Raw genomic sequence first — 15,977 nt, forward strand, 5'->3', positions numbered from 1 at the left:
AATCCCCCCAGGAAGGACACCGTCCACCATGTCGAAGCAGACCGTCTTCATCACCGGAGGCGCGGGCTTCATCGGCCTGCACGTGGTCCCGATGCTGTTGGAGAAGGGCTACAAGGTCCGCATCTTCGACAACATGTTCCGCGGTGACCGGGACCGGATCGCCGAGCTGGTGGCCACCGGCGACGTGGAGCTCATCGACCAGGACGTCCGCTACGGCGGCGCCGTGCACGCGGCCATGAAGGGCTGCGACTACGTCATCCACCTCGCCGCGGTCTCGATCAACAAGAGCCAGGCCGACCCGTACGAGTCGATCGACATCAACATGGTCGGCAACCACAACGTCTTCGCCGCCGCCGCCGACCACGGCGTCAAGCGGCTGGTCTTCGCCTCGTCGGCCTCGGTGTACGGCGACCCGAAGAAGCTGCCGATGCACGAGGACGACCGGCTCGACCCGCTGACCCCGTACTGCATCTCGAAGCGGGCCGGCGAGGACCTGCTCGGCTTCTACCAGCGCAGCAAGGGCCTGAACTGGATCGCCCTGCGCTTCTTCAACGTGTACGGCCCGGGCCAGAAGCCGACCGCCTACTACACCTCGGTGATCAACCACTTCGTGAAGCGGCTCAAGAACGGCGAGCCGCCGGTCATCGACGGCAAGGGCGAGCAGTCGATGGACTTCATCCACGTCCACGACATCGCCCGCTCGGTGGTCGCCGCCATGGAGGCCGAGCAGGGCAACGTGCCGATCAACATCGGCACCGGCATCGACACCTCGATCGCCACCCTCGCCGAGATCCTCATCAAGGCGGTCGGCGTCGACGTGCAGCCGCAGTTCAACCCGCGTGAGGTGCTGGTCAGCCGCCGGGCGGCCGACATCACCCGGGCCAAGGAGGTGCTCGGCTGGGAGCCGACCATCGCCGTCGAGGACGGGATGACCGACCTGATCAAGACTGAGGTGGCGTGACCCAGCCGCCGTCCGCCGGGGGCCCGTCGTCGCACGGGCTCCCGGCGAATCCGTACAACCCGCACGCCTGGGTCATCGGCGAGCCCGAGATCGGGCCGGGGACCTGGATCGGCGCGTTCACCGTCATCGACGGCTCGGGCGGGCTGACCATCGGCGCGGGCTGCGACATCAGCTGCGGAGCGCAGATCTACACGCACTCCACGGCTCGCCGTTGCGTCTCGGGGCGGGCCTATGCTTCGGTGGACCGGGCGCCGGTCCGCATCGGTGACCGGGTCTTCATCGGTGCCAACGCGACCGTGATGATGGGGGTCACCATCGGTGACGGCGCGGTGGTCGGCGCGGGCGCCGTGGTCACCCGGGACGTGCCGGCGGGGGCGGTCGTGGCCGGGGTGCCGGCCCGGGTGGTGTCCACAGTCGAGCTGGACGGGGCCGACGTCCGGTTCGTGCCGGTCGTGGAGAGCTAGGAGTTCTGTTCCGTGCGTATCGCAGTGGTCAACAACTTCTTCCCGCCCCGCGCGGGCGGCAGCTCACACCTGTCCGAGTCGCTCGCCAAGGGCTACGCGGCGGCCGGGCACGAGGTGCTCGTGCTCACGGCCGCGTACCAGGACGCGCCGGCCGAGGAGGAGCGCGACGGTCTCCGGATCGTCCGGCTGCCCGCCTGGATGCTGCCGCAGACCCGGCTGGCGGTGAGCTTCGACATCTCGTTCACCAGCCGGCCCAGCCTGCTGCGTCGGGTCCGCAAGCTGCTCGACGAGTTCCGGCCGGACGTCATCCACCAGCACGGCCAGTTCTTCGACCTGACCTGGGCGACGTCGCTGTACGCGCGCAAGCGGCGCGTCCCCACGCTGCTCTCCATCCACACCCGGCTCGAGAACCCGCAGGCCCGGTACGCCAAGGTCTTCCGCGGCCTGGACGCCGCCATGGTCAAGCCGTTCATGTGGCGGGCCAAGCCCAAGCTCGTGGTCATGGACGTGCTCATGCAGGAGTACATCCAGGAGCGCTACCGCGGCGCGCACTCCGGCCTGGTGCCGATCCCGGTCGGCGTCGACCCGGAGTGGGTGACCGGCGGCAACGGGCAGCAGGTCCGCGAGCGGTACGGCCTGGGTGACTCGCCGGTGATCCTCTCGGTCGGCCACGTCATCCCGCTGCGCGACCGGATCGCGCTCGTCGAGGCGCTGCCCGAGGTCCTGGGCAAGGTGCCGGACGCGAAGCTGCTGGTCGCCGGGCAGATCTACTACCCGGTCTTCCAGGAGCGGGCCAGGGCGCTCGGGGTCGAGCACGCGGTGGTCTGCGCGGGCAAGGTGCCCAAGAGCGAGATCCCGGACCTGCTCGCCGCCGCCACGGTCGAGTCGCACGAGCAGGGCCTCGGCCTCGGCACGGCGACGCTGGAGGCGATGGCGGCCGGCGTCCCGGTGGTCGCGCCGGCCCGGGCCGACAACTTCCCCGGCATCGCGCTGCGGGACGGCGAGAACATCCTGCTCTGCGCGCCCGGCGACGTCCGCGGGCTGGCCGAGCGGCTGATCGCCGCGCTCACCGACCCGGTGGTGGCCAAGCAGATCGGCGTGAACGGGCAGGCCCTGATCCGGGAGCGGTTCAGCCTGGAGCGGGTCCTCGACCGGCACCTCGAGGTGCTCGGCGAGATGGCGGCCGCGCGCCGCTGAGCGGCCCACAGACGAACGATGCCCCCGACCCTGAGGTCGGGGGCATCGTCGTGTCAGGTGGCGGCTCAGCGGGCCAGCGGCGCGCTCTCCGGCTGGTCCTCGGCGGCGCGCTGCGCCGGCGGGCGGGCGACGCCGGTGGCCGGCTCCTCCGGGGCCGGCTCCGCCGCCGGCTCGCCGGTGAGCTGCCGGACCTGGCGCATCCCGGAGAGGGCCGCGATACCGGCGCCCACCAGGTCGGCCACCGTGAAGATCAGCCGGGAGGCCAGCGCGATGCCGGTGGCCGCGCCGACCCCGCCCGCGTCGGCGAGGAACGGCGCGAGGGTGGCGACCAGCACCGCCTCCCGGACACCCAGGCCGGACGGGGACAGGAAGGCGAACATGCCGACCGTGATCGCGATCGCGAACGAGCCGATGCTGCGCAGCAGCCCGCCGACGCCCGGCGCCGCCTGGGCGTTGGCCAGCAGCCACAGGTGCACGCCGAACAGGGTGTAGCCGAGCGCGCTCCAGCCGATCACCCGCAGCACCCCGGGCAGGGTGAGCCGGTGGTGCAGCGGCTCCCGGCGCAGTACCTTCAGGGTGAGCTGGATCAGCCGGGTGAGCACCGCCGGGATCGCGCAGATCAGCGCGATCGGGAAGAGGATGGCCACGATCCAGAGCGCCACCCGGACCGGCTCGGCGTACTCGGAGCCGTTCGCGGTCGTCGCGTCGAGCAGCGCGGGCAGGCTGAGCAGGCCCAGGCCGAGCGCGGCGACCACGCCGAGGCCGAGCGCCACCAGGGTGGCCAGGAAGGCACGGGCGCGCGGCAGGCCGGCGCGCCGGCCCAGCTCCATCTGGAGCACGTACGCCCAGACGCTGCCCGGGATGTACTTGCCGAGCTGGCCCACCATGCAGATGCGCAGCGCGGCCGGCACGGACACCCGGTGCTCCAGGTCGTCCGCGGCGGCCCGCCAGGCCATCGAGTTGGCGAACATGCCGGCCAGCACGGCCAGCACCGCCAGCACCACCGAGGGCCAGGCCAGGTGCAGCCAGGTCTCCCGGACGTCGGGCCACTGGTGCACGACGCTCCAGATCATGCCCGCGGCGATCATGGCGATCACCACGACGCGTACGGCGAGGGAGAGCCGGCCGGCCGACTTCGGGGTGGCTCCGGCCTGCCCGGCCGGGGGGTTCAGGTCGTCGACCTGCGTCGCGGTCTCTGCCACGGCCTTCCTGCCTCCGCGTCGCTTTTGATCCGGTGGATGGACTGGGACGAGCAAACGCCGAGGGTAGCGCAGCTGAGCGGCCGGCACGAATCCAGGCGGCCCGGCGAGTCGGTCCGCCGGGAGCGTGGCGAAGCGCTCTCCGCGCCGGTCCAGATGTGCCGCTCGTCCCGCACGCTGCTACCGTTCCCAGGCCCCCACCATCTCAAGGAGGAGAACTCCGGTGATCCCGATTTCCGTCGTCAAGCTCGACGAGGCGGCCGAACGGTTGGCGGTCGAGGTGATCCGCTCGGGCGTGCTGGCGCAGGGCCCGATGGTGGCCCGGCTGGAGCGTGAGTTCGCCGACCTCGTCGGTGTCGAGCACGCGGTCGCGGTCAACAACGGCACCACCGCCCTCGTCGCCGCGCTGCAGGTGCTCGACCTCGAGCCCGGCGACGAGGTCGTCACCAGCCCCTTCACCTTCGTCGCGACCCTCAACGCGATCCTGGAGGCGGGCGCCACCGCGCGCTTCGCGGACATCCGCGAGGAGGACTTCTGCGTCGACCCGCAGGCCCTCGCGGCCGCGGTCGGCCCGCGGACCCGGGTCCTGATGCCGGTCCACCTGTACGGCCAGCCGGCCGACATGGACACCATCGTCCCGCTGGCCCGGCAGCACGGCCTCTCGATCGTCGAGGACACCGCGCAGTCCCTCGGCGCGACGATCGCCGGTCGCGGCGCCGGCAGCTTCGGCCTGGGCACCTTCTCGCTCTACGCCACGAAGAACCTCACCACCGGTGAGGGCGGCATGATCACCACCAACGACGACGCGCTCGCCGACAAGCTGCGGGTGCTGCGCAACCAGGGCATGCGGGCGCGCTACCAGTACGAGATGGCCGGCCACAACTACCGCCTCACCGACCTGCAGGCGGCGCTGGGCATCCCGCAGCTCGCCGCGTACGGCGACAACGTCAAGCGGCGCAAGGACAACGCCGCCCGGCTCTCCGCCGGCCTGGCCGACGTGCCGGGCCTGCGGCTCCCCACCGAGCTGCCCGGCCGCTCGCACGTCTGGCACCAGTACACGCTGCTGGTCACCGACGAGGCGCCGGTCGACCGGGACGAGGTCATCAACCGGCTCACCGCGGCCGGCGTCGGGTGCGGCATCTACTACCCGAAGACCGTGTACGACTACGAGTGCTACCGGGACCACCCGCGGGTGATCGCCGACCCGGCCCCGGTCACTGAGCGGGTCGTCCGGCAGTGCGTCTCCATCCCGGTGCACCACCACCTCACCGACAGCCAGGTCGACCAGGTGATCGAGGCCGTCCGCAAGGCGGTGGGCGCGTGACCGCCAAGCTGCGCCTGGCCCTCGTCGGCACCGGCGCGATGGGCTCGCTGCACGCCCGCGTCATCGCCCAGTCCGACCGCGCCGAACTGGCCAAGGTGATCGAGCCGCGCCGCTCCGTCGGCCAGCAGGTCGCCGAGCGGTACGGCGCCGGCTGGGCGCCCGACCTCGCCGAGCTCTCGGACGTCGACGCGGTGGTCGTCGCCGCGCCGACCGAGATCCACCACGGCCTCGCCGACCAGGTGCTGAACGCCGACAAGCCGCTGCTGATCGAGAAGCCGGTGTGCGGCAGCCTCGCCGAGACCGAGGAGATCGTCGCCCTCTCCGAGAAGCGCGGCGTACCCCTGCTCTGCGGGCTGCTGGAGCGGTTCAACCCGGCGGTCCGGACGGCGCTCGCGCTGGTCGACCGCCCGGTGCACCTGACCGCGACCCGGCACTCGCCGTACGCGCCGCGGATCCGCACCGGCGTCGCCTGGGACCTGCTCATCCACGACGTGGACCTGGCCATCCAGGCGTTCCGCGGCGCCGAGCCGGTCAGCGTGCAGGGCACCCTCGGCTACTTCCACCCGGACTCGGTCAGCGGCGCCGAGGACGTGGCGGAGACGGTGCTCAGCTTCGGCGACGGCGCCCTGGCCAACGTGTCGGCCAGCCGGATCGGCCAGCGCAAGGTGCGGACCCTGGTGATCAGCGAGGTCGACCGGCTGATCGAGGCCGACCTGATCCGCAAGGACGTCACCATCTACCGGCACGTCTCCTCGGACGCCGCCACGCCGGACGGCCGGGGCTACCGGCAGCAGAGCATCATCGAGGTGCCCGAGCTGATCACCAACCGGGAGCCGCTCGCCGCCCAGCTCGACCACTTCCTGGACATCCTCGCCGGCACCGCCGACGCGGACGAGGAGCGCCGGCGCATCCTGCCGGCGCACCGGGCGGTCGGCGCGCTCTTCGCCGGCCGCTGAGCCTCGGCACACCACGGAAACGGCCCCTGACCGGTCACCGGTCAGGGGCCGTTCGCCGTCCGTCGGCGCCGGTCAGCTCGTCCCGGGGCAGGCCCGCCCGGCGTCGGTGACCCGGTAGATCCGGATGCCGCCGACCTGGTGGACCAGGGCGATCCGGTCGCTGGCGGCCAGCCGGTCCGCCGCGTAGTGCTTCTCCCAGGAACCCGGCATCTTCCGCTTGCCGGTCACCACGTAGCTGATGTTGAGGCGGCGCACCTCGCAGCCGGCCGGGGTGGCGTTCTCGTTGTTCACCAGCCAGTTCCAGGCGTCCCACCGCTTCTCGTAGTTCTCGCTGGGCAGGCCCGGCAGCGGCGGGATGCCGAACAGCAGCGGCACGTCGTAGTCGGCGTAGGACCAGCTCATGAACTCGCGGTGCCGGTCGTACGCGACGACGCTGCCGGGGGGCGTGTTCCGCTGCAGCCAGCGGTACGCCTCCGGGTAGGACCGGCCCAGCGGGGAGCGGTTCTTCATCTCACCCCGGATCGCGTGCCAGCTGTCCGGCGCCGCGCCGAGACCGAGCAGGGTCAGCGCCACCAGCGTGGCGGCGACCGCCGCCGGCACGGGGGAGCCGCGCAGCGCCCGGGCGCGGGCCGTGAGCAGGCTCGCCAGCCAGGCGATGGCCAGCCCGAGCACCACCGCCCCGGCCACCGTCAGCACGCCGTAGACGGGGAAGATCATCGACCGGACCCGTTCCCGGACGCCGTACCAGAGGCTGGACAGCGTCGTCGCGGCCGGTGAGTCGGACGCCGAGGTCCAGAACCCGATCAGGGTGAAGACCACCCCGGCGACCAGCCACGGCCGGGCCCAGCGCAGCGGGCGCAGCACCAGCGCGAACAGCGACAGCAGCAGGCAGGGGATGACGATCCAGAGCCCGACCTGGATGGTCGGCACGTCGAGCTGGAAGTCGCGGCCGCCCACCTGCGGGTAGCCGAACAGGATGTAGCGCTGCGGGTCGGTGACCCAGTACTCCCAGGATTCGCCGTACTTGCCGAGCAGCGGCGGCGGGTTGGAGATCCGTTCGCCGTTCGCGCCGAGCAGCACCCCGATCAGCGGCAGCAGCGGCACCAGGCCGGCGACGACCATGGCGGCGAGCCCGGCGCCCAGCCGGCGCCAGACCGGCCGGCCGCCCAACGTCACCGCCATGCCCAGGGCCAGTACGCCGATGAAGAGCACGTCGTAGGTGTGGGTCATCACGATCCCGGCGCCCGAGAGGCCGGCGAGCAGGCCCAGCCGTACCGGGTGGGCGCCACGCAGGGTGAGGGCGATGAGCAGGGCGACCGCGCCGGCCACGCAGGGCGCGGTCTGCTCGGTGATCCGTCCGGTGACCACCGACAGCCACATCGGCCCGAGCACCGCCGGGGCGGCCGCGGCGCAGGCCGCCACCACCGGGCGGCCACCCAGCGCGCGCACCGCCGCGTACACCCCGGCGACCAGGGCGAGCGGGCCGAGGATGATCGACCAGGCGGTCATCACGGTGCTGATCCGGCCGCCGGAGAGTTCGGCGGCCTGGGCCCAGGAGACGTTCGCCGCCAGCGGGTAGAACGAGCAGGAGAGCGCGGTGTCGGTGGCCCCGGTGGTGCACGCCGAGGAGATCAGCACGCTGCCGGTGTCCATGATCCGCCGGGTGAGGAAGCCGTGGTTCATCGCGTCCCAGCCGGGCGGCGCGTTGAGCCGGCCGAGGATCAGCCAGCCGAACGCCACGCTGACCAGCGCCGGCACGGCGACCCCCACCAGGTCCGACCAGTGCGGCCGGACCGAGGGCAGGCGCAGCCGGGACCGCAGCCCCGGTCGGACGCCCGCCTCGTCCGGCTCGACCAGCCCCCGGACGACCAGCCGGGACCCGAGCACCGCCAGGCCGGCCAGGAGCAGTTCGGCCACGAGCACCGCCAGCGCGCTGTCGGGCAGGCCGAGCTTCGGCAGCCACGACATGGCCAGCGTGGTGAGGCCGAGGGTGAGCGCGGGCGCCGCCGCCCAGGCCGCCCACCGGTAGCGCCCCGGGGGAAGGGCGAAACCGAGCAGCGCGCCGGGCACGATGGCGACGGCGAGCGCGATGATTGTCGTCAAACCGTGGATCCTTTCGGGGAAGCCAGGTCTCCGGCGGCGGCTGGCCGGCCGTGTCGACCTGCCCGTACCCGGCGTGCCGCCTGTGCCGCGGCGGCCTGAGTCGGCGAACGGCCGGATCAGTATAGGAACGCGACCTTGGAGCCGGGGGCCGCCGCCGGGTGGGTGGAGACAGCCACGCGGACGAATGGGAGCAACGGCGTCAGATGGCGACACCCCAGCGATACCGGTGGCTTCCCTCACGTTAAGGTCACACGTACGCTGCGACGGCGGCTGCGGTTGGCATCGGTGCGGCCCGGTGGGGGACGATGGTGGGGCGGCACGCGCACGGGCGGGCCCGTGTGGCGGCGTCCCGCCGGGGAGCGCCGGTGCCGCTCACCCAGCCCGCCCGCGGAAGTGGACCCGTGCCGGGACGCGCCGGTCAGACCGGCCACGCCGGTTGTCGATCTCGTTGGGAGCGTACTCGTTGTTCGGCAAGTTGATGGGGCCGGCGGGCGTCGCGGCCCGTGGCGCGCTGGTGGTGCTGTTCTACCTGATCACGCTGCTGGCCGGTGCTCTCGGCCAGCCCGCTCTCTTCGCCGTGGCCGGGACGCTCGCGGTGCTCGGCGAGTTCGCCATGATGCGGTGGTCGGCGCCGTCGGAGGTGCTGCTGGAGAAGGTCGGCCTGACCAAGGCGTACCGGCAGCTGACCCGCGACCTCGCGGGCGTGCTGCTGGTCGTCTCCGCCGTGCGCCCCGGCGCGGTGGCGGTGACCTGGCTGATGGTGCTGGTGGCCGCGGTCTGGGTGATCGCCATCTTCGCCGGCGCGCTGAACACGATGATCGACCGGCGTAACCCGGTCTCCGCGCTGGTCCGCAACATCGAGCTGGGTCCGCTGCGGGGCGCGCCGCGACCGCCGTCCTGGGCCGCCGGCGTCGCCGGTGACCGGCTGCCCTTCCTGAACGTGCTGCTGATCCCCGGCGCGGTCGCCGCGGCGGTCGCCGACGACGTCGCTCCCGCGCTCGTCGCCGCGGGGGTCGCGGCGCTGGTCACCGCCGTCGTCGGCCTGGTGGTCGCGGCGACCTGGCTGCGCGGCCGGGGCAGCGGCCAGCCCCCCCTGCTGCCCGCGGTGCAGCGGTGGCTGGACACCTACCGGCCCGAGGTGGCCCTGTACTTCGCCGGGCCGGCCAAGGACGTCTACCAGGCCAACATGTGGCTGGCCCCGACCGAGGCGCTGGAGCGCCCGGCGGTGGTGCTGATGCGCAGCCGGGAGGCGTTCCTGGAGCTGGCCGACACCCGGCTGCCGGTGATCTGCGTGCCGGCCGGGGTGGACTTCATGAACCTGGAGCTCGGCAGCGTCCGCGCCGCGCTCTACGCCGCCAACGTCGGCGCGAACATCCACATGCTGCGCGAGCCCGGCATGAAGCACGTGTTCGTCGGCCACGGCGACAGCGACAAGCAGGCCAGCGTCAACCCCTACAGCAAGGTGTACGACGAGGTCTGGGTGGCCGGTCTGGCCGGGCGGGAGCGCTACGCCCGGGCCGGCGTCGGGGTCCGCGACGAGGACATCGTCGAGATCGGACGGCCGCAGCTCGCCGGGGTGCACACCTTCGGCGCGGAGTCGGTCGACCGGCCGTTCACCGTGCTCTACGCCCCCACCTGGGAGGGCTGGCTCGACGACGACCCGTACCACACCTCGCTGGTGATGATGGGGGAGCGGATCGTCAAGGGCCTGCTGGAGAGCCGCCCGTCGGTCCGGCTGATCTACAAGCCGCACCCGCTCACCGGCTCCCGCTCCAAGGAGGCCAAGGCCGTGCACGACCGCGTGGTGGCGCTGATCCGGGCGGCCGGCGGCGACCCCGACGCGTCCTCCCTGGACGGTCCGGGCCACCGGGTGGTCACCGGGCGCACCCCCGCCCTGTTCGACTGCTTCAACCAGACCGACCTGCTGGTCAGCGACGTGTCCAGTGTGGTCTCGGACTTCGTGCAGAGCCAGCGACCGTACGTGGTGGCCAACCCGAGCGGGCTGCCGGAGGACGAGTTCCGGCGCAACTTCCCGACCTCGCGGGCCGCGTACCTGCTCTCCGCCGACTGCGGCGAGCTGGAGAAGATCCTCGCGCTGACCCGGGCCGGTGACGACCCGATGACCGAGGCGCGGCGGGAGCTGAAGACGTACCTGCTCGGACCGGACGAGCCGAACTCGATGGAGCGGTTCCGGGCGGAGATCGCGCGGCTCTGCGGCTGAGCCGGCAGGGCGGACACGGAAACGGGGAGGGCCGGTGGCCCTCCCCGTTCGTCGTTCCGGTGCTCAGCCCTGGTGCGGCGGGTTGTCGACGTCGCGGGAGACGACCTCGCCCTTCTCGTCCACCCAGCCCTTCGGCCGGGCCGGGTTGCCGGCCACCAGCTGGTACGGCTTGACGTCCTTCGTCACCACCGAGCCGGCGGCGATCATGGCGTACTCGCCGACCTCGATGCCGCAGACCAGGGTGGCGTTGGCGCCGATCGAGGCGCCCCGGCGGACCAGGGTCGGGGTGATCGTCCAGTCCGGGTTCTGGGCGCGCGGCCGGAAGTCGTTGGTGAAGACCGCGGACGGGCCCACGAAGACCTCGTCCTCGATGGTGACGCCCTGGTAGACCGAGACGTTGTTCTGGATCTTCACGCGGTCGCCGACGCTGACGTTCGCGTCGACGTACACGTTGCGGCCGATGACGCAGCCGGAGCCGACCTGCGCGCTCGACCGGATGTGGGCCAGGTGCCAGACCTTGGTGCCGTCGCCGACCTTGGCGCCCTCCTCCACGTCGGCCGTCGGGTGGACGAACACGGAGGCGGACCGGTCGTTGGTGTCAGTCATTGTCTACTCGCATCGTCGCAGGGGCGCGTCGTCGCGCCGTCGGTGCCGGACGGCCGCGCCGGCGCACCGCCGCGGGCCCGCCCGGGCCAGGACCACCCGGCCACCCCGGGCTCCCGGTGCCGGCGCGGGCTCGAGGCAGCATATCGAGCGGTCAGGCCAGCAGTTCGGCGACCGCGTCGGCGGCCGGCCGGTCCGCCGGCAGCGGGTGCGCCGTCACGACCGCCGCCACCGGCAGCGGCGCATACAGGTGCGGGAAGAGGGCGCCGCCCCGGGAGACCTCCCAGCGCAGCGCGTCGCCGAGCCGGTCCGGGTCCACCGCGAGCACGGTGAGGCCGGTTGCCCCGGCGAAGACCTGCCGCGCGGTCTCCACCACCTGGTCGGCGGCGGAGAGGTGGATGTACCCGTCCTGCCGGTCCATCTCGGTGCCGGTGAACTCCCCGGCCGCCCGCGCCTGGGCCCACTCGCTGCTCGACAGAATTTTGTAGATCACGACCGGAGCGTAGCTTTCCGGCCGGTTCCCGCGCGCCCGCGCGCCGTCAGCCGGCATGCTCGGATGGAGGGCCCGCGGAGGGATGGCGATGCAGAGCTACGACGACGACTGGACCGACGGCCAGCGGGCCGTCTACGACGAGTGCTACCGGTACGGCACCGAGTGGGCCGGCGACCCGGACACCCCGACCGAGGACGTCCAGCACGCGATCAACCTGGGCGAGGCGGACGACGACAGCTTCTCCGACGCCGAGACCGACTACCCGCCGCTGGTCGACGCCGTCACCCAGGCCACCGGGGAGAACGTCACCAGCGTGCCGGCCAGCCACGACGACCCGGGCTTCCGGGGGTTCGTCGACGGCGTGCGGGACGCCACCGCGGACGAGGTCTTCGGACTCTGACCGGAGGCCGCCCCTCCCGTCCCGCCGCCACGTCTGCCACCATTCGCAGGGCAGTACGTCGAGCGGATGGAGACACGGGTGCGGATCCTCCTGGTCGAGGACGACCGGCGGGTCGCGGCCGCCCTGTCGTCCGCCCTGACCCGGCGCGGCTATCAGGTGGAGCACGCGGCCACCGTCGCGGCGGCGCTCTCCGCCGCCCCCTGCGACCTGGTGCTGCTCGACCTGACCCTGCCCGACGGGGACGGCACCGACCTCTGCCGGGAGCTGCGCCGGCGCAGCAGCCAGCTCGGCATCATCGCGGTGACCGCCCGGGGCGAGGAGCGGGACCGGGTGCTGGGGCTGCGGCTGGGCGCCGACGACTACGTGGTGAAGCCGTTCTCCATGGTGGAACTCCAGGCGCGGATCGAGGCGGTGCTGCGCCGTGCCGCGCACACCGTGCCGGAGCGCAACCTGATCGAGGCGGGCCCGGTCCGCATCGACGTGGGCGGCCGTACGGTCAGCGTCGCCGGCCGGGCGGTCACGCTCACCCGCAAGGAGTTCGACATCCTGCTCTCGCTGGCCCGGCAGCCCGGCGTCGCGGTGCCCCGGGACCGGATCCTGCTCGACGTGTGGGGCACCACCTGGGCCGATCGGCACACGGTGGAGGTGCACGTCGGGTCGCTGCGCGGCAAGCTCGGCGACCCGACCCTGGTGGAGACCGTACGCGGGGTCGGCTACCGGCTCCGCGGCGAGTGAGGAGGCCGGGGTGCGCCGCCGGCTCGTGATCAGCTACCTGCTCCTGATGGTGCTGGTGCTGCTGGCCCTGGAGACCCCGCTGGCGGCCACCCTCGCCACCCGGGAGACCGACCGGGTACGCGCCGACCGGCTCGCCGACGCCACCCGGTTCGCCTCGCTGGCCGGCCCGGCGCTGCGCGGCGGCGGCCCCGGCCCGCTCGACGCGGAGCTGGGCGCCTACGACGACCTGTACGGCATCGGGGCGGCCGTGGTCGACCGGGACCGGCGTACCGTGGCCGCCTCGGTGAGCTGGGAGTTCGGCGCCCGCGCCGACGCGGCGCTGGACACCGCGCTGTCCGGTCAGCAGTTCAGCGGACCGGACTCGGTGTGGCCCTGGGTGGACGGCCCGGTGGTGGTGGCCGTCCCGATCAACGACGGCGGCGAGGTGCTCGGCGCGGTGGTCACCACCACCCGGGCCGACAAGGTGCGCCGGACCGTCACCGTCTGGTGGCTGCTGCTCGCCGGGATCGGCCTGCTCGCCGTGCTGGCCTGCGTCTCCACCGCGTTCGGGCTGGCCGGCTGGGTGCTGCGCCCGGTCACCGAGCTGGACGCGGTGACCCACGAGATCGCCGAGGGCCACCGGACCGCCCGGGTCCGCCCCCGGCTGGGCCCGCCGGAGCTGCGCCGGCTGGCGGCCAGCTTCAACAACATGGCCGACGTGGTCTCCGACGTGATGGACCGGCAGCGGGCCTTCGTGGCGCACGCCAGCCATCAGCTGCGCAATCCGCTCACCGCGCTGCGGCTGCGGGTGGAGGAGCTGGGCCCGAGCCTGGCCGACGCCGACGGCCGGGCCGAGCACCAGCTGGCGCTGGAGGAGACCGACCGGCTGGCCACCGTGCTCGACGCGCTGCTCACCCTGGCCCGCGCCGAACGCGAGGAGAACCAGCGGGTCACCGTGGACGCGGCCGGGATCGCCGCCTCCCGGGTGGCGGCCTGGCTGCCGCTGGCCCGGCACCGGTCGGTCACCCTGCGGCTCGACACCGCCGCCGCGCCCGCGTACGCCCGGACCGTGCCGACCGCGATCGACCAGGCCCTCGACGCGCTGATCGACAACGCGGTCAAGTTCAGCGGCGCCGGGGGAGAGGTCACGGTGACCGTCCGCGCGGCCGAGGGTGGGGTCGGGCTGGAGGTGCGGGACACCGGGCCCGGCATGACGGCCAGCCAGCTCGACCAGGCCACCGAGCGGTTCTGGCGGGCGCACGACGCGCAGAACGTGGACGGGGCCGGGCTGGGGCTGACCATCGTGGCGGTGCTGGTCGACGCCTCCGACGGCCGGCTCAGCATGCGCCAGGGCGAGCCCCGGGGCCTGGTCGCCGAACTGTGGTTCCCCGCCCCGGACGGGGGCGCCGGTCTCGGGGACGCCCCGGCCGACGCCGTGCCGGTCGACCCGGCACCGGCCCGGGCCTGACCGGCGGCCGGCGGCCCGGGGGTCAGGGTTTGCTGGACCGGTACCAGTCCTCCGCGCCGGGGTGCAGCGGCAGTGGGGTGGTGACGATCGCCGAGCGCGGGCTCATCCGGCCGGCCGCCGGGTGCGCCGCGGCCAGCTCCGCCCGGCGTTCCATCAGCAGCCGGGTCACCTCCCGGACCAGCGGCTCGGGCAGGTCGGCGCGGACGATCAGGTAGTTCGGGTTCGCCACCGTGCTGACCGGGTCCGTCCCGTACACCGAGCGGGGGATGTCCCGGGTCACGTAGACCTGCCCGTACCCGCGGCGCAGCGGCTCGGTCCACTCGCCCAGGTCCACCATCCGCACGGCGGTGCTCCCGGCCAGCTCCGCGAGGCCGCGTACCGGCAGGCCGCCGGAGAAGAAGAACGCGTCGATCCGGCCGGCGCGCAGCGCGGCCACCGAGTCGTCCAGGCCCAGGTGCTCCGGGCGTACCGCCGCGTCGAGGTGGGCCACCTGGAGCAGCCGCATCGCGGTGACCTCGGTGCCGGAGCCGTCGGCGCCCACCGACACCCGCCGGTCGCGCAGGTCCGCGAGGGTCCGTACCGGACCGCCGGCCGTGGTGACCAGGTGCAGCAGGTCGTCGTAGACCCGGGCCACGGCGAGCACCGTGGGGTGCTCGGCGGACCGCGGGGGCAGCACGTCGGCCTGGGTGAAGCCCAGTTCCGCCTGCCCGGAGCCGACCAGCCGGACGTTCTGCGCCGAGGCGGCGGTGACCACCACGCTGGCCCGCACCCCGGGCAGCTCGCGGTTGAGGATGGCCGCCAGGGACTGGCCGAAGGCGTGGTAGACGGCGGTCGGGCTGCCGGTGGCGATCCGGATCCGCACCGGCTCGCCCGGCTCGTCCCGGCAGCCGGCCAGCCCGGCCAGGGCCGGTACCAGCAGCATCAGCAGCGCCACCGGCGCCGCGACCCGGCGCCGGCCGGGCACAGACCAGTGTCGGCTCACGGGCTGCACTGTGCGCCGTGCACCGCCCGCGGCGCAACCCTGGCAGGTCAGCGACCGTCGACCGCCGCGCGTCGGCTCCCCCCGGTGCCGGCGCGCGGCGGTCGACGGCCGCGGGTCGGACGGCTCAGCAGGCCGTCGCCGCGGGGGCCAGGGTGGCGCTGTCGACGATCCGCGTGCGGTGCGGACCGTTGGCGACGCTCACCAGGAAGCATCCGGCGCCGGGCCGGAGCATCGCCGGGACCTCCAGCAGCGCCGCGCCGCGTACCAGCACCGCGGCCAGGTCCCGGTCGGCCAGCCGGATGCCGAGGCTGTGCCGGCGGACGTGCCGGCCGCCGGCCAGCAGCGCGGCCCGCCAGGCGGCGGCGGCCAGCCGCGGCCGCCAGGCCCGCCGGGCCATGGAGGCGCCGGGGACCGGGCCGCCCAGCAGCTCCCGCCGGCCCTGGCGCCAGCCCGTCTCCAGCAGCGCCGCGTACGTCGCCCGGTGCTCCCGGGGCACGGACAGCCGGTGCAGCTCGTAGCGGCGGCGCAGCCCGCCGGTGGCCAGTTCGTGGTGGACCGGCACGTCGAGCCGGCCGAGCAGCTGCCGCATCCGGCGCGCCGCGTCCTCCCGGTTGAACTCGGCGACCCCGCCCCGGTACGTCCCGACGTCGGACCGGCGGGCGTCGGTGGCCGGGGGCGGGGTGCAGCGAACCAGGCAGGCCACCTCGAACGCGTCGGCGAGGGTCAGCCAGTCCAGCGGCGGCGGTACGGGTGCCGGGCGGGGCCGGTCGAGCAGACTGATGGATTCGGGGGCCATCGCGGGTGCTCCTTGCGTCGGGTTCTCCTACCGTGACCCCACCGCCGGCACGGCGAAACCGCTGCGCCCGAGCCTTGAGCAAAATTTGCGGCTACG

The 15,977-nt window shown here is 73.7% G+C and carries 15 protein-coding genes; 9 read left to right on the forward strand and 6 right to left on the reverse strand.

Translation table 11 applies throughout. The features are described 5' to 3' along the window. Positions 1-28: 28 nt before the first annotated feature. From ACGFI9_RS25025 to ACGFI9_RS25035, 3 genes are read left to right on the forward strand one after another with little or no spacing between them, the layout of a single operon-like run. Positions 29-961, forward strand: a complete 933-nt coding sequence (locus ACGFI9_RS25025; protein ID WP_393181478.1) for an NAD-dependent epimerase/dehydratase family protein — start codon at positions 29-31, stop codon at positions 959-961. After that, positions 958-1,425: an acyltransferase gene (locus tag ACGFI9_RS25030; RefSeq protein WP_393181480.1), complete on the forward strand. Its 468-nt coding sequence runs from the start codon at positions 958-960 to the stop codon at positions 1,423-1,425. Before ACGFI9_RS25025 ends, ACGFI9_RS25030 begins: the two co-directional genes overlap by 4 nt. 12 nt (positions 1,426-1,437) lie before the next feature. Beyond that, the gene (locus ACGFI9_RS25035) at positions 1,438-2,622 is read left to right on the forward strand and encodes a glycosyltransferase family 4 protein (protein ID WP_393181482.1); all 1,185 of its coding nucleotides are present in this window, start codon (positions 1,438-1,440) and stop codon (positions 2,620-2,622) included. A 65-nt stretch (positions 2,623-2,687) separates the two neighbouring features. Here the strand turns inward: ACGFI9_RS25035 and ACGFI9_RS25040 are convergent, their stop codons facing one another. Next, positions 2,688-3,824, reverse strand: coding sequence for a lysylphosphatidylglycerol synthase domain-containing protein (locus ACGFI9_RS25040; RefSeq protein WP_393181484.1), 1,137 nt, complete (start codon positions 3,822-3,824; stop codon positions 2,688-2,690). 220 nt (positions 3,825-4,044) lie between these two features. On the opposite strand from ACGFI9_RS25040, the gene ACGFI9_RS25045 reads away from it, so the two are divergent. Both ACGFI9_RS25045 and ACGFI9_RS25050 read left to right on the forward strand, forming a co-directional pair. Then, a complete protein-coding gene (locus ACGFI9_RS25045; RefSeq protein ID WP_393181486.1) occupies positions 4,045-5,145 on the forward strand; it encodes a DegT/DnrJ/EryC1/StrS family aminotransferase in 1,101 nt (366 codons plus the stop codon). Beyond that, positions 5,142-6,101 carry a Gfo/Idh/MocA family protein gene (locus ACGFI9_RS25050; protein WP_393181488.1) on the forward strand — a complete coding sequence of 320 codons (960 nt, stop codon included), beginning with the start codon at positions 5,142-5,144 and terminating at the stop codon, positions 6,099-6,101. The genes ACGFI9_RS25045 and ACGFI9_RS25050 overlap by 4 nt, the downstream gene beginning before the upstream one ends. A gap of 72 nt (positions 6,102-6,173) precedes the next feature. Here ACGFI9_RS25050 and ACGFI9_RS25055 read toward each other — a convergent pair whose 3' ends face one another. Beyond that, a complete protein-coding gene (locus tag ACGFI9_RS25055) occupies positions 6,174-8,204 on the reverse strand; it encodes a DUF6541 family protein (RefSeq protein WP_393181490.1) in 2,031 nt (676 codons plus the stop codon). A 463-nt stretch (positions 8,205-8,667) separates the two neighbouring features. Between ACGFI9_RS25055 and ACGFI9_RS25060 the strand changes: the two genes are divergently transcribed. Next, complete coding sequence (locus tag ACGFI9_RS25060; protein WP_393181492.1) at positions 8,668-10,425, forward strand: CDP-glycerol glycerophosphotransferase family protein; 1,758 nt, start codon at positions 8,668-8,670, stop codon at positions 10,423-10,425. Between the two features lie 63 nt (positions 10,426-10,488). Here ACGFI9_RS25060 and ACGFI9_RS25065 read toward each other — a convergent pair whose 3' ends face one another. Next, complete coding sequence (locus ACGFI9_RS25065; protein WP_393181494.1) at positions 10,489-11,031, reverse strand: acyltransferase; 543 nt, start codon at positions 11,029-11,031, stop codon at positions 10,489-10,491. 151 nt (positions 11,032-11,182) lie between these two features. Continuing rightward, positions 11,183-11,521 (reverse strand): DUF952 domain-containing protein, encoded by a 339-nt coding sequence (locus ACGFI9_RS25070; RefSeq protein WP_393181496.1) that lies wholly within the window; start codon positions 11,519-11,521, stop codon positions 11,183-11,185. A gap of 88 nt (positions 11,522-11,609) precedes the next feature. Here ACGFI9_RS25070 and ACGFI9_RS25075 point away from each other — a divergent pair, with 88 nt between their 5' ends. The 3 genes from ACGFI9_RS25075 to ACGFI9_RS25085 all read left to right on the forward strand — a co-directional run bounded on the left by ACGFI9_RS25075 (position 11,610) and on the right by ACGFI9_RS25085 (position 14,103). After that, positions 11,610-11,921 carry a hypothetical protein gene (locus ACGFI9_RS25075; protein ID WP_393181497.1) on the forward strand — a complete coding sequence of 104 codons (312 nt, stop codon included), beginning with the start codon at positions 11,610-11,612 and terminating at the stop codon, positions 11,919-11,921. A gap of 66 nt (positions 11,922-11,987) precedes the next feature. After that, a complete protein-coding gene (locus ACGFI9_RS25080; protein ID WP_393181499.1) occupies positions 11,988-12,656 on the forward strand; it encodes a response regulator transcription factor in 669 nt (222 codons plus the stop codon). 10 nt (positions 12,657-12,666) lie between these two features. Beyond that, a complete protein-coding gene (locus tag ACGFI9_RS25085) occupies positions 12,667-14,103 on the forward strand; it encodes a sensor histidine kinase (protein WP_393181501.1) in 1,437 nt (478 codons plus the stop codon). 22 nt (positions 14,104-14,125) lie between these two features. Here the strand turns inward: ACGFI9_RS25085 and ACGFI9_RS25090 are convergent, their stop codons facing one another. Both ACGFI9_RS25090 and ACGFI9_RS25095 read right to left on the reverse strand, forming a co-directional pair. Beyond that, positions 14,126-15,085, reverse strand: a complete 960-nt coding sequence (locus tag ACGFI9_RS25090) for a TAXI family TRAP transporter solute-binding subunit (RefSeq protein WP_393181503.1) — start codon at positions 15,083-15,085, stop codon at positions 14,126-14,128. A 124-nt stretch (positions 15,086-15,209) separates the two neighbouring features. Beyond that, positions 15,210-15,881 carry a hypothetical protein gene (locus ACGFI9_RS25095; protein WP_393181505.1) on the reverse strand — a complete coding sequence of 224 codons (672 nt, stop codon included), beginning with the start codon at positions 15,879-15,881 and terminating at the stop codon, positions 15,210-15,212. Positions 15,882-15,977 lie beyond the last annotated feature (96 nt).

Origin of the sequence: Micromonospora sp. NPDC048930, assembly GCF_043197935.1 — a bacterium.
In the GTDB taxonomy this organism is placed as follows: domain Bacteria; phylum Actinomycetota; class Actinomycetes; order Mycobacteriales; family Micromonosporaceae; genus Micromonospora.

Bases quoted from the DNA above. Each gene is read 5' to 3' on its own strand.
- ACGFI9_RS25075 (WP_393181497.1), top strand. From the start codon at position 11,610: ATGCAGAGCTACGACGACGACTGGACCGACGGCCAGCGGGCCGTCTAC.
- ACGFI9_RS25065 (WP_393181494.1), bottom strand. From the start codon at position 11,031: ATGACTGACACCAACGACCGGTCCGCCTCCGTGTTCGTCCACCCGACG.
- ACGFI9_RS25025 (WP_393181478.1), top strand. From the start codon at position 29: ATGTCGAAGCAGACCGTCTTCATCACCGGAGGCGCGGGCTTCATCGGC.
- ACGFI9_RS25095 (WP_393181505.1), bottom strand. From the start codon at position 15,881: ATGGCCCCCGAATCCATCAGTCTGCTCGACCGGCCCCGCCCGGCACCC.
- ACGFI9_RS25080 (WP_393181499.1), top strand. From the start codon at position 11,988: ATGGAGACACGGGTGCGGATCCTCCTGGTCGAGGACGACCGGCGGGTC.